This is a genomic window from Desulfocicer vacuolatum DSM 3385 (genome assembly GCF_900176365.1).
GTDB lineage: Bacteria > Desulfobacterota > Desulfobacteria > Desulfobacterales > Desulfobacteraceae > Desulfocicer > Desulfocicer vacuolatum.
Map to the genome: position 1 here is coordinate 1 of NZ_FWXY01000035.1, position 22,113 is coordinate 22,113.

The window sequence follows — 22,113 nt, forward strand, 5'->3', positions numbered from 1 at the left end:
CAATGGTGATAATCCCTGAATTGGCAAATAGTTATGAGTAGTCTACATAATTCTTTTGCCAAAACAACACGAAAATAAGAGATAAGAATCTAAGATATAACAAATCAAACATCTTCTAAGTTTTCAAATGCGTTCTCAATCAATGGCGCACCACGCAATCTGCTGACTCAAAGCGCCCCTTAATGATCTGCGGGCTCAAAGCGTTCCTTAACGATCTGCTGACTCAAATCGTTCCTTAACATTGCACAGACTTTTTCGATAATCTTTTAAATATAAATCCTGTACCAAGGAGTAATTTTATGGAAAATGACAGGCGATTGCAAGCCCGTAAAAAGATCAATGTACCCATTTGTTTTATAAAAGGTTATGATGCCCCATACCACCAAGCCGTCACCCACAATGTGAGTGTGGATGGAATCTGTTTTGAATCAACCCAGATATTTTCCCAGGGGGAGTGTTTTTTTATAAAAATAGATGACCTGCTTCCCGTTTTTGAACCGTTTGAATCCTATGATGCCTGTGTTGTTCAGGTCAAGTGGTGCCAAAGGCAAAATATTAATTCCAGTTACGGAGTCGGCATCAAACGACTGGGGAAAGCAAAAATCATAAAAAAGAAAGATATCAACCCATCAATTCATTGTTGTGAGTTGTGCGGGGCGCCCTCAATACAGGAAATCGTCAAAACCGACGAGCACATACTCCTGTGCCAGAGTTGTTTTACATCTATCTCCCAATTCTCAGAAAAAACACTGGAAACAAATATCACGAGATTCATAATGGGCAACGTCATTTAACCCCCCACAGCAAGATTAAAGAGTTATATATTTATCACACAACCCAAGAAAATTTGAATGTGTGCGGTCCATTAAGAAAAAAACAACCAGAACTGTCGGAATATTTTACAACCTGCAAAAGAAAACCATTTCAATTTTCAACAAATAATCATAAGCACAACGATCACATGGCACAATACCATTTTAAATCAAATTCTTACATCTATCAATCACATGGGCACGCAACTTGCTTTTCAAATCTATTAAACCCGGGTAAAGGTATCAAAATAAAGGATTTCTAATGAAAAAAAAAGAAACAGAAAAAAATTATTTTCATGAGTTATCACAAAATTGGATAGAAAACACATCCACATTATGGGGCAATACCTTTAAGATGCAGGATGAGCTAATGGGCAATCTGCCTTCCATGTGGAAACAGTACATGAATTCATTTTCAAGCTTTAATCATTGGAATAAGGAAGACAAAAGCCTTTGTGCCGATGATTTCAGAAACAACATCGCCACCATCTGGAAAGATATGTATGAATCAAATTTCCAAAAATTTTTTAACATTCCCCAGCTGGGCATTGGCAGGAATTATCAGGAACAGGCAAGCTCGGCCATGAATGCAGCGAACAAGTCCATGATTGCATTCTCACACTTCATGGCGCTGCTCTATATTCCGGTGGAAAGAGCCGGTGCAATGGTCATGGATGAATTCACAAAAATGATGGACAAGAATGAATTTCCGAAAGACCCCAAAGCGATATACGACATCTGGATCAAAGCCCTTGAAAGATATTTCATGGAAATGCTTCAGTCGCCTGAATATATCAATGCCATGCATTCGCTCATCGATACGATTTCAGACCACAAGGAGTCAAAGGGAAAGCTCATTAACGCCATACTTCGTCAACTTCAGATTCCAAGCAACTCGGAAATGGACGAACTTTATCAAGACCTATATAACCTGAAAAAAAGACTCAAAGGTGTTGAGAAACAATTAAAATCCATGACCAAAGAAGTCGAAATTTCCACACCTGAAAACGACATAAAAAAAGCCGAAACCAATAAATTTGAAATTTCCATTCCTAAAAAAGCGGCCTCAAAAAAGAAACAGACAACAACACCACGGTCTGATAAATCCACCAGAGCCAAGCCTGTAAGAACTGCTGCCAAGCCCGCCCAAGTTGCTTCCCCAACGAAAAAAAATGCCCAAACAAGTTCCAAAAAAGCCAAGGCAACCAAACAGACAAAAAAAAATATGCTTTAAACATTACAATACCAACGACGTTGATTTATCCGGAAAGTAAGTGAGAGGTATTTATGAGTCGTACCAATATTGCGGTTGAATGTTTTGCCAATAAAGTCACAAAAGAAATAATAAAAAACAGCCTTCTGATTCAAAAAGGCTATGATGTCATGATGGAAGATCTTAATACCGACATCGCTGAGACTCCCTGTGAGGTGGTATATCAGGAAGATCGGGTTAAGCTTAAACATTATTTGCCGGAAACGATAAAAAGTAAAACCCCACTGCTCATTGTCTATGCCCTGATTAACCGGGAAACCATGCTGGATCTTCAACCGGAAAGAAGCGTGATCCAGGCCATGCTCTCCCATGGTCAGGAGGTGTATATGATTGATTGGGGCTATCCCGGACGAAAGGACAGATATCTCACCATTGATGATCATGTCAACTGGTATATGGATGATATGGTGAATTTCATCCAAAAACGCCATGGCCTTGAAAAAATAAATCTCATGGGCATCTGCATGGGAGGAACGTTCAGCGTCATGTATGCGGCACTTCATCCGGACAAGATCAAAAACCTTGTGACCACTGTCACGCCCACCAATTTTGATACAGACAAGGGATTTCTCCACCTCTGGACCCGGCAGATGCACCCTGACAAACTTGTCTCAACCGGAGGCAATCTGGCGGGTGATATCATGAATATGGGCTTTCTTCTGATGAATCCCGCCCGCCTGATGATGGATAAATATGTGGGTTTTATGGACAACATGGCCAATAAAACCTTTGTTGAAAATTTCATTCGAATGGAAAAATGGATTTTTGACAGCCCGGATGTTCCCGGGGAGACTTTTAAACAGTTCATCACAGACTGTTATCAGCAAAACCTTTTGATTCAAAGCAAAATGAAACTCAACGGAAATGTGGTGGATCTAAAAAATATTTCCATGCCTTTACTCAATATTTACGCAAAATTTGACCATCTGGTTCCTCCGGAAGCCGCGAAATTCCTCACCGCCAGGGTTGGTTCCCAAGATGTTGAAGATCTCTGCCTGAATACCGGACACATCGGTATCTATGTCAGCTCCAAATATCAAAAAGAATTTACACCCAAAATAGTCAACTGGCTCTCCCAGAGGGAAAAACCACAGACAGAGATCTCCCACTTATCTTCTTTAAGAAATGAAGAAAAAGCGATTAAAAGAGCTTAAGGACCGCAAATTTTATAACTTGAACGAAATAGCTTGCCTTTTGGCCCATCTACTGCGTTGCATCAAAGGCCAAATAGGGCTGAGCTATTAAACCTTTAATGCGCCTTGTAGATGAACCACCAGATTTTATAGATTTGGTCTGCGCTATTTCTGATCAAGTTATTTCATCTGCGGCCCTAAAAGGATGCATAACTTATTTGCTTTACCGATTATAAATTCCAGGAAACGGTGGTCTAAAGATTTTGCCGTGTGTATACGGTACATTGAAAACCACTGAATCCCTTAACGCCATATCACAACTGAAATTCCTCCGAAAAAGGAGAAAACATGACTGGCAAAACCATTGACCAATTGCACATCGGAGACTCAGATGAGTTTAGTAAAACAATTTCTGAATCTGATATTTATCTATTTGGGGGTATAACAGGGGATCTGAACCCTGCCCACATAAATGAAGAGTATGGGAAAAAGAGCTTTTTCAAAGGAAGAATAGCCCATGGCATGTTAGTTGGAGGGTTTATCTCAACTGTAATCGGCATGAAACTTCCCGGCCCCGGAAGCATTTACCGTGAGCAACAACTCAATTTTTTAGCCCCCGTCCACGTTGGCGATACCATTACAGCCAGGGTTGAGATACAGGGCATCAACACTGAAAAAAACAAAGTAAGCCTGCGAACAAGCTGCGTGAATCAAGGAGGCACCATTGTGGTTGACGGAAAAGCGGTTATTCATCCTCCCCAGGCCGGGTAGCGCTGAAAAAGGTTTAAGCAGTGGAGGGTATCATGGATGATTTCATACCTGAGTCAAAGGGAGAACAAATCAAACATTAAACCTGCTTGTCCGCATTACTTTTATTCATCTTTTGTTTAGGGGAATTGAAAAAAAAATTAACGGGCACTATTATTGAACAATAATACATAATGATGAAAAATTTAAAATCCTACGTTCCATATATTTCGTTTATATAACTAAAATGGAACATTAAATCACTCACCAAAAAGGAGATTTGTTATGGAGACCACAGCAAAAGCCGCAAAACAGATGGTTGGATTCCAAAAAACTGTTTTTGAAAACAGCTTTAATACCATGAATGTTGTACAGGATCAAACGGAAAACATGCTTAATAATTTTATTGGAAAAATGCCTTGGGTAACCGAGGATGGAAAAAAACAGATAGATGAAACCTTTGCGTATACCAAAAAATTCAGGAATGATTTTAAAAAAGCCATTGATGAAGGATACACCCAATTTGAGAAAATATTTGATCAAAAATAGATCGATTATTATACATTCGTAAAGTGATAACCCACCGCACCGGATGATATTTCTGGAGGACGACATATGTACAGCACAACAATGATGACTAAGGCTGTTGAGTATCACAAAAATTTGTTTGATAACTCTTTTGCCATGATGACCTCACTTCAGGATCAAGGGAACAAGATGATGGATCTGGCTTTTGAAAAAAAACTGCTGCCGGATGGAAGCAAAAAAATTCGTTCCTATTGGGTTGATGTTACAAAGCAAGGCCAAAACAACTACAAAAAATATGTTGACTGGAGCTTTGACAGGGCCAAAGCTTTTTTTGCATCCCCCGAACCTGTATCCTCTCCAGCGCCAGAATCTGTACCTTTTCCAGCTCCGGTTGAAACAAGTAAAAAATAAGATCCATAGGCAACCCCATATGCCGGCTGCATTTTTATGGCCGGCATTTTTATTTTGGATGTTGATCATAAGGAAATCAGCAGTTTTTAATTTACCGTTTACCCGAAATTTCATCCATAAAACATATCAATTTTGGTATGGTTAAATGGTAAATCAATAAGATCTGAGTCCCTAAGATGGCCTACTGTGATTATCCCATGTTGACAATATTGAGGTTCTATTCATGGAAAACTTATTTAAAAAAATCGAAAACGACTCCAAGTTTTTTATAGAGCAGATGATTGCTGCCCAAAATTTATTCGCAGGCTTTGCAAGATACAATAACGACTTTATTCTCCCATATCTGATTTCCACTGCCTACTTCAGCAAAGCCGAGCTGTCAAAATTAAATATGGAATCACCGGGAGAGCAGTGGAATGCATATGTGGATCTCCTGAAATTCAATCTGAATTTGCTGGGGAAATACTTTTCAGGAAGCATGCGGGCCATGGATGAATGCCTTAAAAAAGAGCTTGAAAACTATATTATCGCCTTTTGCAACTCATTTTCACAAAGCAAAGGAGAAAAGCTGGACGTGTTTTTTGCCCGTCAATTTGATATGATTTCAGGTGTGGGCAAAAACCTTCCCAAGGCCATCAAAGAGATTGAACCGGAATATGGTTTTCATTTTGAACGCCGGGAAAACCCTCTTTTTGCTGAAACTGACCGTTTTTTTCTCTACCGAATTGAACCCAGTGATAAAAAAATTAAAGTGAATGAAAAGGGAAAACCCATTATTGTTATTCCTCCCTTTGTTTTGGGTGCCAATATTTTAAGCTTTCTGCCCGGAGAAAAGAAAAGCTACATTCACTGTTATGCAAATCAAGGCATTCCCACCTATATCCGTATAATGAAGGATATTAATATTACACCGGCTTTCCAGACCATGACCATGGAAGATGATGCCATGGATACACGCTATTTTTGCGAAAAAGTTATGGAAACCCATGGCAAAAAAGTTACACTAAATGGTTATTGTCAAGGAGGATATACGGCTGTATGCAATATACTTTCCAATGAGCTGGACCATGTGGTGGATGCATTAATCACCTGTGTGGCCCCCATGGATGGAACAAAAAGCAAAGGGTTGGGAGATTTTTTAAACAGCCTTCCCCCCCGTTTCAATGACTTGCTTTATGGGACAAAAACCCTGCCCAATGGAAACAAGGTGGCAGACGGACAACTCATGGGCTGGGTATACAAGCTTAAAAGCATTGAGGATCAAGCGCCGGTGGTATCATTCTTAAGAGACATGTTCATGGTGGCACAGATGGAAAAACATTCTAAAACCATCAGTAAAACCGCTGCCGCCCTTAACTACTGGCTGCAAAATGAAAGGGCGGACATTCCTTTATCCATCACTGAAATGAGTTTTGCATCCTATAATATTCCTGTCACGGCAGAGGGCACTCTGCCGGTGAAGATATTTGACAGAAAATTGAATTTCAAAGGAATAGAAGAAAAAAAAATACCCTGGCTGCTCTGCTATGGCGAAGATGATGATCTGGTGGAAAAAGAGACGGCCCTTGCCCCCCTTGACCATATTGACATTGAGGTTACACCCTTTCCCAAGGGTCATGTTGCCATTGCCACCTCCTGGTCACATCCTGAATCTGCCTTTGCACTGCACAAACGGTTTGGCCAAAACAAGGAATACAGAGGACCTGTTCGATTTCAAATGGATTTAAACGAAGCCATGGACAAGTAGGCTGACCAACAAAAAAACAATTATTTGAAAAGAGGTTTAAGTTATGATAAAAAATGTCGGTTGGTGGAGCAAACGACCGTCAGGAAGTGCTCCCGGTTAGAGGCACCCAAAACATAACAAATTCATAACATTGCTTGGGAATGAGAATTTTACAGCACTGGCACTTTTAACATAATCTTCAATATTATCAAACGTTCATCAATATGCAAAGCATACCTGTTGCAACTTTTGATTGGAAGGCAAGCCAATGAGTCTTTCCAATAAGGTTATGTTATTTTTTAACTGCCATGGACAATAAGCCAACATTTTTTAATTCACCGCCTATTCAAAACAGCAGCCTTAAAGGCTTGGCTGCCTGGAATTTAAAACGGTAAATCAATAAAATCTTATTTCCTAAAACCTCGTTCCTTAGTGTGCAAAGGACAAGATGTCGAAGAAAACAATATTTGACAATGATCAGTATCTAAAGGAACAGGCCGGTAAAATAAGGCAGCGAATTAAAGATTTTGACAACAAACTTTACCTGGAGTTCGGCGGTAAGCTCCTGTTTGATTATCATGCAGCCCGGGTGTTACCGGGTTATGACCCCAACATCAAGATTCGCCTGCTCCAGGAGCTCAAAGATCAGGCAGAGGTGTTGATCTGCATTTATGCAGGGGACATTGAACGGAAAAAAATCCGGGCAGACTTTGGTATCACCTATGAAACAGACATACTGAAAATCATTGATGACCTGAAAAGCTGGGGGGTGTTTGTCCGGGGCGTGATTATTACACGCTTTGAAAACCAACCCTCGGCGGTGATTTTTAAAAAGAAGCTTGAAAGACGTAATATCAACGTTTATACTCACTACTTTACCAAGGGCTATCCCACCGATGTCGAGCTTATTGTCAGTGACGAGGGCTATGGAGCCAATGATTATATCAAGACAGAAAGACCATTGGTCATCGTCACCGGCCCGGGACCGGGAAGTGGGAAAATGGCCACCTGTCTTTCCCAGCTGTTCCACGACCACAGACACGGCATTCAATCCGGTTATGCAAAATTTGAAACATTCCCCGTATGGAACCTGCCCCTGAAACACCCGGTGAATGTGGCCTATGAAGCCGCCACAGCAGATCTTGCAGATCTGAATATGATTGACCCCTTTCACCTTGAAGCTTACCAGGTTCAGTCGGTGAACTACAACCGGGATGTGGATGTGTTTCCCGTTCTTCAAAGGATACTCAAAAAAATCACCGGAGATCAATCCTGTTACCGGTCTCCCACGGACATGGGGGTTAACCGGGTGGGATTTGCCATTACCGATGATGAAGGGGCAAAAAAAGCGGCTCTACAGGAACTTATCCGACGATTTCTGAGATATCAGTGTGAATACGCCTTGGGACTCACCACCCGGGAAACTGTCCAGCGTGCAGAGCTTCTGATGAAAGAGTTTAACCTCTGCCCGGAAGACCGCCCCGTGGTCTCCCCTGCCCAGGAGACAGCTCAAAAAGCAATTAATGATCCCAGGCTCGGCAGTGAAGGCATCTATGTGGGGGCAGCCATTGAACTTGCCGACGGCACCATTATCACAGGCACCAACTCCCCCAGAATGCATGCTGCGTCCAGCGTCATTGTCCGGGCACTGAAACATCTGGCAGGCATTCCCAATAAAATTCAGCTGATGCCGGAAAAGATCTGCGATTCGGTGAGTAACATGAAAACCGAAATCCTGAATGAAAAAAGCCTGAGCATGGATCTTCAGGAAACCCTCATCGCCCTTGCCATAAGCGCCACCAGCAACCATGCGGTGGAGCTTGCCATGGAAATGCTTGCGGAATTCAAAGACTGTGAAATGCACATGACCCACATGCCCTCCCCCGGGGATGAGGAAGGAATAAGAAGGCTTGGCATCAACCTCACCACCGATCCTCTATTTGCCACCAATGATCTTTACACCATGTAACCTGGAAACGTCCCCCAGGCCCCTCATTTTTTGTTCTCCATTGATATTCACATTTTTCATATTGATAACAATGAAAAGGGGGGGGGCAGGATCAGGTTTACATTATTGACGCTTTTGTTGAAACTCATTTTTAAACACAAAGTTTTGACAAAAGCGTGACAAAACCGCCATTATCATGCACATATTATATTTGGGCACCGTTTGTAATATGAATGCCTCGAAATGCCAACGAAATTGAAAAAATCCATTGATTGCTGGAAAAACGCGGAGAAACTTTGTGAAAAACAAAATATTATCTGAATGGATAACATCTCATCCGGATGACATTTCCGGCAATGTCCTTTTGGAAAACAATTTGGAAGCCCTTGCCACCATTGACGACGATGCACTGCAAAAACGGTTTCTAAAAAATTTAATCCAAAATTATGTATTGCTTGAAAAAAAAGTAGATTCTCTGCTGAAAAACATCCTGCCGGAAGCCGTTGCAGAGGAGCTTAAAATCCAGGGACATTTTCAACCACGGCCCTATAACTGCACCATTCTTTTCACGGATTTTGTGGGATTTACAGCCTTATCAGAAGTGATGGAAAAAACGGTTCTGCTGGAAACACTGGACATGATTTTCACTGAATTTGATATCAATATCAACAAATTCAGGGGCACCAAAATAAAAACCGTCGGGGACGCATATATGGCAATTTTTGGAGCCCCCATTCCCTGTGAAAATCATGCAAGAAAAGCCATCCAGGCAGCCTTTGCAATGCTGAAATCCATGGAAAAATTCAACTCAGCTTCCCAATATCCTTTCCACATGCGGGTGGGTATTCACTCCGGCCAGGTCATGGGCGGTGTTGTGGGAAAAGAACGCATGCAGTTTGATGTATTTGGCGATGATGTAAATATTGCGTCCCGATTTGAATCTTCTGGAAAAAAGGATAAAATCAATGTGTCAGAAACCACCCACAGGCTTGCTGAAAATTATTTTAAGTTTGAAAACAGGGGGCTTATTGCACTGAAAAATAAAAAAAAGATGCATGCCTACTTTGCCGTTGGAGAAAAATAAACAGAGCAGATCACAAAACAACATCTTTTTTTTTATATGAAATACTCCGCAAACCAGGGATGTATTTCTACCTTTGTTGTGGGCGGAACCGAATCAGAATACGGTCCACCCGTGGCGGTTATATACAATGCAACCTCAGCAGAGCCGCCCCCTCCGATGGGCAATAGGAACCGGACAATTGAGCTGTCTACAGTTCCGGTCCGGGTCCATTGCCCATCGGGGGGGGGCGGCGGTATAATACCATTTGGTGTCGCGTCTACGACCCTATATTTGTTGTGTTCTACAGGACATGCCCATTATATACTATTTCAAAAACATGTCATTCTCTTTTGGAACAAAAAGACGGCTGAAAATTTTTTAAACAAGCTCTAAAGGAATATTTAAGATGACCAATAAAAACAAATATGACCGCCCCATCCAGGTGGCAGAAGGCATATATTGGGTGGGATTCCGGGATGAAGAGTCCAACATGACCTGTAACCCATATCTTATCGTTCAGGGGGACCGTGCCGTATTGATCGACGGGGGCAGCAGAACGGATTTTTCCGTGGTGATGATGAAAATTTTACAAACCGGGATTAATCCCCAAAACATCGTTGGCCTCATATACCAGCATTACGATCCCGATCTGTGCGGATCAATGCCCAACTTCATTGACATGATTGATAATCCCGCACTGAGAATCATATCAGAAAAAAAGAACAACACTTTTATTTCCTTTTATATCAGCCGGGAAAATTTTCCCCTCCTGGAATCCATCCAAAATCATGGGTATTCATTGAATCTCAACGGACGGATACTTAAATTTTACGCAACACCCTATTGCCACAGCCCCGGCAGTTTTGTCACCTACGACAAAAAAACCCAAACACTTTTCAGCAGTGATCTGTTTGGCAGTTATGCCAGCCAATGGGATCTGTTTTTAGAATTGAATGAAACCTGCTACTCCTGCAATGATCGTGAAGCCTGCCCCAATAAGGTGTTAGACTGTCCCATCACCGATATCCTGACCTTTCACAAAGACATATTTCCCTGCAACAGATCGCTGCGATTTGCCATGAAAGTCATAAAAGATATTCCCATTGACAGAATCGCACCGCAGCATGGCAGTATTCTTCAAAGCAAAAAAGATATTTCATTAGTTATACAGGAGCTTGAGCTCCTTGAAAACGTTGGAATTGATGGTATTACCGGCTGACTTGAAATAGGGAGCATTACCCGTTTCTCCCCAGTGTATCTTTTAAGCGCATGAAGCATTGATTTTTATTCAAAAATAATTGAATTTGCGCTGGATACCCTGTTCTACGAGCATAGAATGTGACGGCTGGGAGAAACAGGTATGCTCCCCTTGAAGTAAGACTCATATTTTTTTGATGAAGGTGCAACAATTTGTCGATACCTCCCTCCTTTTACCAAACTGAATTGGAGGATCATCTTCACCCAAAAAAATCTGATGCTCACAACTACCCCTCGCCGCTGGCCCGCCCGCTCCCCTTAAAACAGAATAAAGGCATTTATTGCCGGGGAACAAACCACCTATTTGTCATCAAATCCCTGGCATCGGCTGTCAAAGGAATCAGATCACTTTTATCCAAAAGTCCGATATCAAACTTTCGATTCAAGGCGGCAAAATGCTTTAGCCCGAATGCAATTTTATTGAGATACGAAAACACCCCCATGGCTCCGGTGGGGAATCCATTGGCACGGGTACCGTAAAGGGCACGCAGGTCCGGCAGATCGCAGAAGATTTCTTCAATGGTGGTACCGTAGGATTTAAATCGTTCCGGCACATTTCCTTCCCGGATCTGTTGCCCGATATTTTTTGCCGTCATGGCCGCCGCCATGGAAGCCCGGCACAAGCCGATCCCTTGAACATATCCGTCACCATAGGCCAACCCCTTGAACACCTGATCCTCACTGGCAAAGCCTCCGGTGATGACCATGGCGGGCAGGGTAAGGCCCTGGGCTTCCAACTGCCTGCTGATACGGACAACGGCATCTTCCAGACAAACCGTGGGCAGAGACCATTCATTCATCATCTTGGAGGGGCTGTAACCGGACCCGCCGCCAGCCCCGTCAAAGGTCACCATATCCACCTGGGCCAGGCAGGCCAGACGGATGACGCGCTCAATATCAGCCCGGTCAAACCCGGCCATCTTAAAATAAATATTTTCCACGCCCATATCCCTGAGCATGGCAATGTGCTCTGTCAGGGATTCTTCCGTCCACAGGGGCAGGCGGCCGTAGGTGTAAAAATTGGGACAGGTGCCCTCTTCATAGGCTTTTTGAACGGCCGGGTCACTGGGATCGGGATGGACCAGATTCCCCTGGGCCTGTTTGAGCTGTGCGGTTTTAAGATTCGTTACCCGGATTGCTGGCTGGGTTCCCTTGGCGGCCTGGCCAAATTTAATTTCCATGGCTTTGGCACCGTATTTTTCCACGGCAATTTTGGGCACTCCCATGAGATTATCCTCGGCATTGCACTGGAGCACAATCTGACCAAAGCCCCTATCATATCGCCGAAAACAGTCCAGGGCATCTTCCAGCAGGGGCAAATCGCTGACCTGGCCATTGTTAATTTTCAGGTTGGGTTCCTTATTCCTGGCATCTTCCCCTATGACACAGGTGACCCCGGCCATGGCGGCCCCGGAAAAGTAATCCTGCCAGTTAAGCTTGATCAATGCCGGGAGGATGACGGGCATGGCCATTTTCACCGGGTTGATCATGCCGTAAGTCCGCTCTAAGTTAACATTGAAAATGGTGGCCTCATCCTGGGTGGCTTGCCCCCCCTGGGCTCCGAAAACCCGGCCGTTGATATTAAAATGTGAAAAATCAATGGGATAATTTTTTTCCGATGCAATCTGGTTGTTCCCGGTGGTGGTGGGATATACGGTCTGGGCACCCAGAACAGCTGCCTGGGCAAGCTCGCAGGTTCCGCCGCAATCCTCGGTACAAAAGGAACACATACCCGACTGAGGGGAAATAAAACTGCTGCGATTTTTTGCAAATGTGAATCCGGAACTTAATGTAGGGGAATAGGTCATTAAAACGCTCCTTTATAAATATTCGTGTTGGCAATGTAAATGTTTGAAGTGTACCAAAAACATTGCAGACAAATTATCATTGACAACACTTTTTGAAAAGCGCATATAAAGCTTTCAATAAGTTTTGCTGGGGGAGCTTTGAAAGGCTGAGAAGGAAAATAATTTCCTGACCCTTGGAACCTGATGCGGTTAGTACCGACGTAGGGAAGCGAATCATGCCTGATGCAAGTCATTTTTCCCTATTCAAAATTAACGATATTTTCTGCATCAAACCTTCTCCCCCGGTTTTGTTTGCCTCACCTTATCCATCCAAGGATGAAATAAACGGCTGGGCGCTCAAAAACAGGAGGAAAAATGGATATACAGAAAAATCTGGCCATAAGAATTCATGGGCTATGCCGAAAAATCAGGGAACAACGCCCCTTGATACATGTGGTGACCAATTTTGTGGTCATGAACCAGACGGCCAATGCCCTGCTGGCCCTGGGGGCAGCCCCCACCATGTCCTGGGCCCGGGAAGACCTTGAATATATGTCCGGCATTTCAGACGGACTGTGCATCAACATGGGAACCCCCACCCGGGAAAGAGTTGAGGCCATGATAACGCTCATGGCGCTGGCCCAACAATCGAAAAAACCCCTTGTCCTTGATCCTGTGGGGTCTGGGGCAGGACCCCACAGAACAGAAATCGCAAGACAACTATCGGCCCTGGCCCCCCACAAAATCATCCGTGGAAATGCCTCTGAAATATGCTCCCTCACCCATGAACATACCACCACCCGGGGGGTGGACAGCACCATCTCCCCGGCAGACGCAAAAGAAATCCTGGTCACCCACGGCCGGACTGCTGATCAATGTGCACCAGACCATCAGCATGACCTCCGAGATAAAGGAGTGGAGATCTTTTCAACCATGGCCTCCTGTGTTGTCACCAGCGGTAAAGAGGACATGGTTCTGGACAACACCCGGACTTTGATTTTAAAAAACGGCTCTGATCTCATGAATGCTGTCACAGGTACCGGATGCATCCTGTCAGCCATCACCGCCGCTTTTTATGCGGTGTGCCCTGAGCCCTTTGAAGCAGCCACCGCCGCCTGTGCCACATCAGCGATTGCAGGGGAAATTGCCGCAGAAAAGGCATCGGGGCCCGGGACCTTTCTTCCCCACTTCATGGATTCTCTCTATAACCTTGATGAGAAAACCCTGATCACCCGGTTAAAAACCGAACGTCAATTCCCTTACCCCTCAGCCACCGGTAACTCCAACAAGGTATAACTCAACTTTCGGTGTTCGCATTCCGTGGTGGGGTCAGGCTTTCGTTATTGACATTATCGAGGCTTTTTTCGTTGGCAAAGGCTTTGGTCGATAACATCAATAACAAAAGCCTGACCCCATCGGTACATTTAAAAATGTCGGCTTTGAAATGAAGCCCGAAAGTTGAGGTATAATGCAACCTCCAACCACAGCGAACAATGAAAAATTACTATATTTGAAAAGGAAATAACAAATGGAAAACATCAGCACCCTACCCAGATTTAAACGAATTATTCTCTCCTTTGGCCCTGCCTGGCTCATCAGCGCTGTTGCCGCAGGCCCCGGAACCACCCTAAGCGTTGCCAAGGCCGGTGGCACCTATGGATACGGTTTTCTGTGGGTGATACTTCTCAGTGTTCTTCTTGCCTTTGTGTGCCAGTACATGGCTGCCAAAACCGCCCTCATCGGAGGCAAGGGTATTGTGGGCATTGTCCGGGACAAATGGGGCAAGGGCCTGGCCTCTTTTGTGGCCCTGGATGCCCTCATCGTGATCTGGCTTTGCAATGTGGTTCTGTTAAAAGTTCTGGTATCCATCACTGGATTTATAACAGGGATAAACAGCCCCCTGTGGGGCATATTGTTTGTGACCCTGTTTTATGGCCTGGTGGCCCATGGCGGCTATAAAATCATTGAAATGGTGTGCAAGGTCGTTGTATCCCTTTTGGTGACCTGCTTTATTTTTACCCTGTTTATTGCAAAACCCGATTTTGCCGCCGTATTAACGGGCTTGATTCCTGATTTTTCAAATTTTGGACAGGCCGAAGTTTTAATGATGACAGCCGTCATGGGCGGCTCCATACACGTTACCATTCTTTCCATGCAGACCTACACCGTGCATGAACGGGGATGGACAAAAAAAGATTTAAGCCTGGCCCTGGCTGATACGGCAGTGTCCCTTCTGGGTGCCTTTGGTCTTTATTGCACGGCCATCTACCTCACCGGTGCAAGTGTGCTTCATCCTGCCGGCATAAAGGTGACCAATCTTTTTGAGATGGCAGAAGCCATCAAACCGCTTTTGGGAGACTATGCCTACGGTTTTTTCTGCCTTGGGATCTGGTGCGCTGTGTTTTCCACCATCATGCCCACCTTTATTGCCGCAGCCTATGTAGTGGGGGATCAGATGGATAGAAAATTCGGACCGGAAGACAAAGCATACCGACGTATCATTCTCATTGGCTGCCTCATTGCACTGCCCGGCTCTTTTCTGCCGGGAAAACCTGTAAGTCTTTTAATGCTCATGCTGGCGCTCTCCTTTGTGGGCACCCCTCTTTTTGTGGGTATTTTCATGAAATTGCTAAATGACAAATCCTTTGCAAAGGAAAATAAAAACAGCCTTTTTCTCAATGCAGGCGGTGCCATGGCCCTGGCGGTCACCATTTTTCTCGGCGTAAAATGGGTGTGGAAAATGATCTGATCTCCACCGTCTAAAGGATATCTTTGAAACTCAACTTTCGGGCTTCATTTCAAAGCCGGCATTTTTAAATGTACCGATGGGCTCAGTGTGCCGACGGGGTCAGGCTTTTGTTATTGATGTTATCGACCAAGGCCTTTGCCAACGAAAAAAGCCTCGATAATGTCAATAACGAAAGCCTGACCCTACCACAAAATGCGAACACCGAAAGTTGAGTTTGAAAAAACAAAACCAAAAAAACGCTAATATACCGCCCCCCCGGGGGGCAATGGCCCGGCCCGGAACTGTAGGCAGCTCAATTGGCCGGTTCCTGTTGCCCCTCGGGGGGCTCTGCTGAAGTCACCTGAGGCTTTTCCCCAAAAAATTGTAAAATACTTTTCGGGTCATATGAAGGATGCCAAAAAGTTATTTCACATTTTTTTCACATCAATTTCACATGATTTTCATGCGCCATATAATAATATCTGCCCATATCGTAAGAAATCTTAATTAATGGGGGTAAATATTCGGGCAGCACCCCATCTTCACTCATTTGGCCCTGCTCACATAGCAATAGTATGCTACGCAGTCCCAACTAAGCGAATATGGGGCACCGGCCAAACATTTACAAAACCAACCCGAATATTTACTAATGGGGAGGTAACAGCGTGAAAATCAGTGGAAAAAATCAATCAATATTAAAGGGCAGCCTGATGCCCCTTATCTGTGTGGCGATTCTGCTCACAGGCATTGGGGGAATGAGCTTGCTGGCCCAGACAAAACCGTCTCCTCCCAAAAAACCGCCGGCCCAAAAAGAGATGGCAGTCAGTTCCATACCTGTTACTAAGCAGACGGCCCCGGTAACGGCCGTGGGCTACGGCCAGGCAACCCCTGTCCGGGAGGATGTCATCAGCCCCCGGGTATCGGGCATTGTAATGGAAAAGAACCCCGGCCTTGACCCGGGAGGACGGGTTGAAAAGGGTGAATTTCTATTTAAAATTGATGCCACGGATTATCAAATAGACGCAGAAAAAGCATCCATCCAGGTGGCACTTAGAAAAAACCAGATTGAACAGCTCAAAATCTCTTTTAAAAAGGACAAGGACAGACTGTCCGCCGTCCAAGACAATACCCGGCTTGCCCAAAAAGAGTTTTCACGGCTTAAAAAATTATATGAAAACAGCCGGGTGGGAACTATTTCAGCCAGAGACAGCGCAGAACAGACTTATAACTCCCTGCTGGATACAGAAAAAAACCTTAAAAAAGCCCTGGTTCTTTATCCCCTTCAAATCGCCGAGGCCCGGGCCAATCTGGCAGATGAAAAGGCAGACCTGAAAGCGGCCCGGCTGGATGTGGAACGCTGCGTCATATATGCCCCCTTTGCCGGTAGAATAAAGAAAAACAATATTGAAATCGGTTCCCATGTTTCCACAGGAATGTCTGCATTGACCCTTTGTGACGATGATATTCTGGAAATCAAAGTGCCCTTAAGCGACCGGGAGGCCTTTGAAACGCTTAATATCGGCACCGATGCAAATTTCCCCGGCCGGGTGGATATTCACAACCTCACCTGCCGGGTGGAAAGCGTCTCCAGCCGGGAAAATGAATCCATAAAGGCCGCCATTCACCGGGTCATTGAATATGATTCTGAGTCCAGAACCCTCAGCCTTGCTGTCCGGGTACAGGGAAAAGATATGACCGGAATGGCCTTTCCCATCATGGATGGCATGTTCTGTAAAACCATCTTCACCGGGCCTGTCATTGAAAATTTAGTCAAAATTCCTGCCAATGCCTTGAATTCCAACAATACCGTGTATCTGGACCGAAACCATCTATTAAAAACCCTGGAAGTCACCCCTGTCATCACCAATGGTGATGATGTCTATGTCACAGGCAGTCAATTTTTACCCAACGACCGAATTATCACCACAACTTTAAACAATCCCCTTGAAAATATAAAACTGGCACCCACCTGGGATAAAAATCCTGTTCCCCTGCCCGGGAATAGACAAAAGGAGCTGGCCCTTTACAAGGAAGAGGTGAAATGAAAAACATAATCAAAGCCTTTGCCCAGAACCGGGTATTTGCCAATCTTCTCATGGTCACGGTGCTCATGGCCGGTATTTTAAGTAGCACCCTCATGATCCGTGAAGACATGCCTGAGATGGATCTGGATTTCATCACCATTTCCGTGGCTTACCCCGGGGCCGATCCCGAAGAGATCGAAGAAGGCATTTCAAGAAAAATTGAAGAGGCCATTGATGGACTGGAAGGGATTGATGAGTATACCTCCACATCCTCAGAAGGTATTTCCAATACCACGGTCATGGTTATTGACGGGTATGATGCCGATGTGCTGCTGGATCGAATCAGAAACGAGGTGGACGGAATCACAACTTTTCCCGACGATGCTGAAGAGCCGTCTGTTGTGCGCCCCCAGATTCAAAAGGCGGTGATCAGTCTGGGCCTTGTCAGCCAGATGCCCGAAGCCCGGCTCAAGGAATGGGCCGATGACATGGACAAAAAAATAGGGCGGCTTGCCGGGGTAAGCCAGGTGGAAATTTCCGGCACCCGGGCCTATGAAATCGCAGTGGAGCTTGACCTTGCCACCCTGATGAAATACGATCTTACCATAAATGAGGTGGCAGGTATCATTGCCAATGGCAGCCTCAATCTTTCCGGAGGCACCGTTAAAACCTCGGCCGAAGAAATTCGGTTACGAACCATGGGGCGAAAATACACGGGAAAAGAGCTTGCCGACATCAAAATTATCTCTGGAGAAAAAGGAGACACCCTTTATCTTGGCGACATCGCAACAATAAAGGACGGATTTACGGAAAACAATCTCTCCATCCAGGCCAATGGAACCCCTGCCGTTATTATTAATGTACTGGCCGGGGACGAAGACACCATTGACATTGCCGACCAAGTCCGAGCCTTTGTAAAAAAAGAAAATACCGGCATTCCTGAAGGTTCCCGGATCATTATTCTTTCGGACAACACGGAAAAAACCCGGGCCAACCTGGAAATCTTATTTTCCAATGCGGTCATGGGGCTGATACTGGTATTCATTCTTCTCTGGCTGTTCATGGACACCAAGGTCTCTTTCTGGGCGGGCATGGGGATTCCCATATCCCTTTTGGGGGGACTTGCCATTGTTCATTTTTCAGGCATTACATTAAACAAGATCACCCTTTTTGGTCTGATCATGGTTCTGGGGATTGTGGCAGATGACGCCATTGTGGTGGGAGAATCCATTTTTCACCACAGGGAAAAGGGGGCCGGGCCCCTGGAGGCTGTGGTCAAAGGGGTCTCGGAGGTGGGGATGCCCGTGCTGGCCGCAGTTTTAACCACCATTGTGGCTTTTTTACCCCTGTATCACATTAACGGCATCATGGGAAAATTCATCCTGGCCCTTCCCAGCGCAGTGATTGCCTGTCTTGTGATCTCCCTTTTAGAATGCATGGTCATGCTGCCGGCCCATTTATCCAATATACAAACTAAAACCCATGGTTCTACCCATGGGGCAGGGGAAATCATTGATAAATTTCACGCCTTTACCGTGGGCAGCATGGACTGGGCGGCCCGGCAGGTTTATCTGCCTATACTCAAAACGGCGGTGCGGTTTCGATATCTTTTTTTAAGCCTGTGCATCTCCGGCATGCTTCTGTGCACAGGTCTTGTAACCGGGGGCATGATCAAATTTAATGTATTTCCCAAACAGGCATCCAATATTGTGGTGGCTTCTGTGGAATTTCCCGACGGTACCCCCTTTGAAAAAACCCAACAGGCTGTCAATCAAATGGAAAAAGCCGTTTACCGGGCTGCCATGGCCATGAATTATCATGGCACAACACCCCTTGTGGTAAATACCCTGGCCACCATTGGACAGGCTGCCGGAGAAAAAGAAACATCCTCTGATACAGCTTCCCCCAACATCGGCGGGGTCCGGATCACCCTTCTGGATCCGGGTGAAAGTGGCATTCATTCAGATGATTTCATGCAGGCATGGGAACATGAAACAGGTAATATCTCCGGGGTTCAAACCCTTGATTTCTCAGCCTCCAACAGCGGCCCCCCCGGCGCCCCCGTTCAAATCGGTATCCAGGGGGATAACCTTGATAATTTATCCAAGGCAGCAGAAAAAGTCATGGCAACCCTGCGCTCCATTGACGGGGTGTCCCAGGTTTTTTCTGATAATTCACCGGGCAAAAATGAATTTAAATTTTATCTTAAACCCGAAGCCGAGTATCTTGGGGTGAATCTGTCCGATGTGGCCTCCCAGATTTATGGAAACTATTACGGCATTGAGGCCGTTAAAATCCAGCGGGACAATGACGAAGTTGAAGTCAATGTACGTTTAACACAAAAAGAACGCCACACCCGAACCAGCCTTGAAACAATGAAAATCAAGACCGCAGACAACACCTGGGTGCCCCTGTCAGCCCTGGTGGATATCACCTATTCCCGGGGATTTTCAACCATTACCAGAAAAAATGGTATGCGTCAGATAAAGGTATCTGCCAAGGTGGACACAAACAAGGTGGTATCCACTGAAGTGATCCATACCCTTGACAAAGGCCTGCTAAAAGAATTATCAAACCGGTATCCCGGGATTGTAGTCTCCCTGGACGGAGATGCCAAACGATCGGCGGAATCCTTTGGCAGTCTCCATGTCTGGGTTCCCATTGCCGTCATGGGGATGTTTGTGATTATTGCCACCATGTTCCGTTCTTATGTACAGCCAGCCCTGGTTCTACTTACCATTCCCTTTGGCCTGATGGGGGCTGTGCTGGGCCATTTTGTCATGGGACACATGCTGTCCTTGTTATCTGTCTTTGGCATGGTGGCCCTGGCCGGGGTGGTGGTCAATGACGCCATTGTGCTCATTGAGCGGGTGAACATGAACCTGGAACAAGGTATGAAATTTTTCAATGCTCTTTTTAAAGGAGGCACCCGGCGGTTCCGGGCCGTGATGCTCACCTCCCTTTCCACGGTGGGGGGGCTTGCCCCCTTGATCCTTGAAACCAGCCAGCACGCCCAGCAACTGGTACCCATGGGAATTTCCCTGGCATTTGGTGTGGCGTTTGCCACAGTGCTGACCCTGATTTTGCTGCCCTGTATGCTTTGCATTGTCAACGATATCAGACAGATCCTGGCAAAATTAAAGGGAAAACAAGACCTGGAACGCCATGAACTGGAACCGGCATTTCAACGTCGGACAGACGAATTGGACCAGGATCTGTCCCGGAGTTTTTCATAAAAAAATAAGGATGAAAAAATGATGAATTATAAACAAATACCCCTGGGTTCCGGTACGATGTTTATCCTCTGCCTCATATGGAGTCTGCTCTTCCTACAATGCCCGGAAAATGTTGCCCTGGCGGCCCAGACATCCAGGGCCACCACAGACACAGAAATCCCCCAGACCCCTCCCATGGTCCCCCTGACCCTGGAAAGAGCCAAAGAGATTGCTCTTAAAAACAATCCTTCCCTGGACAGCGCACTGGAAAGAATTAACCAGGCCAAAGAGGCAGTTGCCCAGGCCCGGGCCGCTTATTTTCCCACCATATCAGCCGCTTCCGGAAAAAATTATACGGAAAACAGATCCAATTCCGCATCGGCTATCAATGAAACCCTGTACACGGTCCAGATGTCTGCCACCCAGGTATTGTTTGACGGTTTTTACCGGAAATATTCAATCCAGGCTGCGAAGTATGGTGAAAAAAAGAGCAATGCAGCCCTTTTGGATGCCCGGAGAATCCTGAGTTGGTCTGTGGCCCAGGCAGTGTTAAATGCCCAGCTGGCAAGGGAAAACATCAGCATTGCCAGGTCGGACATGAAATTTAACCAGGATCAGGAAACAGAGGCCTCGGCCAAGGAGCAGATGGGTACAGGCTCTTATTCTGATGTATTGAATTTTAAAACAAAAGTGAACACGGCAAAGTCTGCCTTGCTCACGGCTCGACAGGACTTTACCGAGGCCATCCACGGATTGGCCGCTCTCATGGGGTATGAAAATGCCCGACTGCCCCGGGGAATGGCACTTGCGGCTTTGAACACCCATGAGAAAAAAAATCCCAGGTATTCAAAAATAGACTCCCTGTCAGACGATAAAATACAGCACCTGGCACGCAAGCGACCGGATCTGGAACAGGCAGCCCTGGCCATTGAAGAAGCCCGGGCCCAAGTTAAAGCGGCCCGGGCAGAGTATTTTCCCACGGTTTATCTCACCGGAGGCTATGGCACCCAGGCCGGAGACGGATTTGACGACACCGACAGCATGGGCACTTCACTTGGGCTTAACCTTAGTTTTGACCTTTTCACCGGAGGTTCCACCGGCTCTAAAATCCGACAAGGCCTTGCCGGCCAGCGGGAACTGGAAGAAAACATGAAAAAAACAAGCACCAATGCCATGGCAGCCCTACACACCTCCAAGGAAAAAATTTCAACGGCCCGTCAGCAGCTGGCCCTTCAGAAGGAAAACACCGCCCTTATAAAAACCACCCGGGATCTTGTTCAAAAAGAATATCAGTCCGGTCAGACTTCACTGGTACGGCTCAATGAAGCCCAGAATGATCTGGTGTCTGCCATGGGAAAGCTGGCCATTGCCCACATTTCCCTGGCTCTGGCCCTGGAAGAATTTGATTATTATACAGGACAAAATTTTTAAAACCCTATCCCATATACTTAAGATGCCAAG

16 protein-coding genes and 1 riboswitch are annotated in these 22,113 nt (G+C 45.5%); of the genes, 15 read left to right on the top strand and 1 reads right to left on the bottom strand.

Annotation, left to right across the window (positions count from 1 at the left end; all coding sequences use genetic code 11):
• The first annotated feature begins 299 nt into the window (after window positions 1-299).
• The 10 genes from B9A32_RS19475 to B9A32_RS19520 all read left to right on the top strand — a co-directional run bounded on the left by B9A32_RS19475 (window position 300) and on the right by B9A32_RS19520 (window position 10,860).
• Window positions 300-794 (top strand): PilZ domain-containing protein, encoded by a 495-nt coding sequence (locus B9A32_RS19475; RefSeq protein WP_084071639.1) that lies wholly within the window; start codon window positions 300-302, stop codon window positions 792-794.
• A 280-nt stretch (window positions 795-1,074) separates the two neighbouring features.
• On the top strand, window positions 1,075-2,046 hold the full coding sequence (locus tag B9A32_RS19480; protein WP_084071640.1) for a poly(R)-hydroxyalkanoic acid synthase subunit PhaE: 972 nt from the start codon (window positions 1,075-1,077) through the stop codon (window positions 2,044-2,046).
• A 53-nt stretch (window positions 2,047-2,099) separates the two neighbouring features.
• Window positions 2,100-3,239, top strand: a complete 1,140-nt coding sequence (gene phaC, locus B9A32_RS19485) for a class III poly(R)-hydroxyalkanoic acid synthase subunit PhaC (protein ID WP_084071641.1) — start codon at window positions 2,100-2,102, stop codon at window positions 3,237-3,239.
• Window positions 3,240-3,566: 327 nt separating this feature from the next.
• Window positions 3,567-3,989, top strand: a complete 423-nt coding sequence (locus tag B9A32_RS19490; RefSeq protein ID WP_084071642.1) for a MaoC family dehydratase — start codon at window positions 3,567-3,569, stop codon at window positions 3,987-3,989.
• 261 nt (window positions 3,990-4,250) lie between these two features.
• Window positions 4,251-4,514 (top strand): hypothetical protein, encoded by a 264-nt coding sequence (locus B9A32_RS19495; protein WP_084071643.1) that lies wholly within the window; start codon window positions 4,251-4,253, stop codon window positions 4,512-4,514.
• Between the two features lie 66 nt (window positions 4,515-4,580).
• Window positions 4,581-4,904: a hypothetical protein gene (locus B9A32_RS19500; protein WP_084071644.1), complete on the top strand. Its 324-nt coding sequence runs from the start codon at window positions 4,581-4,583 to the stop codon at window positions 4,902-4,904.
• 223 nt (window positions 4,905-5,127) lie between these two features.
• Window positions 5,128-6,651: a metal transporter gene (locus B9A32_RS19505; RefSeq protein ID WP_084071645.1), complete on the top strand. Its 1,524-nt coding sequence runs from the start codon at window positions 5,128-5,130 to the stop codon at window positions 6,649-6,651.
• A 427-nt stretch (window positions 6,652-7,078) separates the two neighbouring features.
• Complete coding sequence (locus B9A32_RS19510; protein ID WP_084071646.1) at window positions 7,079-8,599, top strand: DUF1846 domain-containing protein; 1,521 nt, start codon at window positions 7,079-7,081, stop codon at window positions 8,597-8,599.
• Between the two features lie 277 nt (window positions 8,600-8,876).
• Window positions 8,877-9,662 (top strand): adenylate/guanylate cyclase domain-containing protein, encoded by a 786-nt coding sequence (locus tag B9A32_RS19515; RefSeq protein ID WP_170923917.1) that lies wholly within the window; start codon window positions 8,877-8,879, stop codon window positions 9,660-9,662.
• A 385-nt stretch (window positions 9,663-10,047) separates the two neighbouring features.
• Window positions 10,048-10,860, top strand: coding sequence for an oxygen-binding di-iron domain-containing protein (locus B9A32_RS19520; protein WP_084071648.1), 813 nt, complete (start codon window positions 10,048-10,050; stop codon window positions 10,858-10,860).
• Between the two features lie 316 nt (window positions 10,861-11,176).
• Here the strand turns inward: B9A32_RS19520 and B9A32_RS19525 are convergent, their stop codons facing one another.
• On the bottom strand, window positions 11,177-12,706 hold the full coding sequence (locus B9A32_RS19525; RefSeq protein WP_084071649.1) for a glutamate synthase-related protein: 1,530 nt from the start codon (window positions 12,704-12,706) through the stop codon (window positions 11,177-11,179).
• 119 nt (window positions 12,707-12,825) lie between these two features.
• Window positions 12,826-12,930, top strand: a riboswitch (TPP riboswitch).
• 130 nt (window positions 12,931-13,060) lie between these two features.
• On the opposite strand from B9A32_RS19525, the gene B9A32_RS19530 reads away from it, so the two are divergent.
• The 5 genes from B9A32_RS19530 (at window position 13,061) to B9A32_RS19550 (ending at window position 22,083) form a co-directional block, all read left to right on the top strand.
• Window positions 13,061-13,981: a hydroxyethylthiazole kinase gene (locus B9A32_RS19530; protein WP_084071650.1), complete on the top strand. Its 921-nt coding sequence runs from the start codon at window positions 13,061-13,063 to the stop codon at window positions 13,979-13,981.
• A 232-nt stretch (window positions 13,982-14,213) separates the two neighbouring features.
• Entirely contained in the window at window positions 14,214-15,434 is a 1,221-nt protein-coding gene (locus tag B9A32_RS19535; RefSeq protein ID WP_084071651.1) for an Nramp family divalent metal transporter, read from the top strand.
• Between the two features lie 644 nt (window positions 15,435-16,078).
• The gene (locus B9A32_RS19540) at window positions 16,079-17,458 is read left to right on the top strand and encodes an efflux RND transporter periplasmic adaptor subunit (protein WP_084071652.1); all 1,380 of its coding nucleotides are present in this window, start codon (window positions 16,079-16,081) and stop codon (window positions 17,456-17,458) included.
• Window positions 17,455-20,673, top strand: coding sequence for an efflux RND transporter permease subunit (locus B9A32_RS19545; protein ID WP_084071653.1), 3,219 nt, complete (start codon window positions 17,455-17,457; stop codon window positions 20,671-20,673). Before B9A32_RS19540 ends, B9A32_RS19545 begins: the two co-directional genes overlap by 4 nt.
• Before the next feature lie 18 nt (window positions 20,674-20,691).
• Window positions 20,692-22,083, top strand: coding sequence for a TolC family protein (locus tag B9A32_RS19550; RefSeq protein ID WP_084071654.1), 1,392 nt, complete (start codon window positions 20,692-20,694; stop codon window positions 22,081-22,083).
• Window positions 22,084-22,113: the final 30 nt, after the last annotated feature.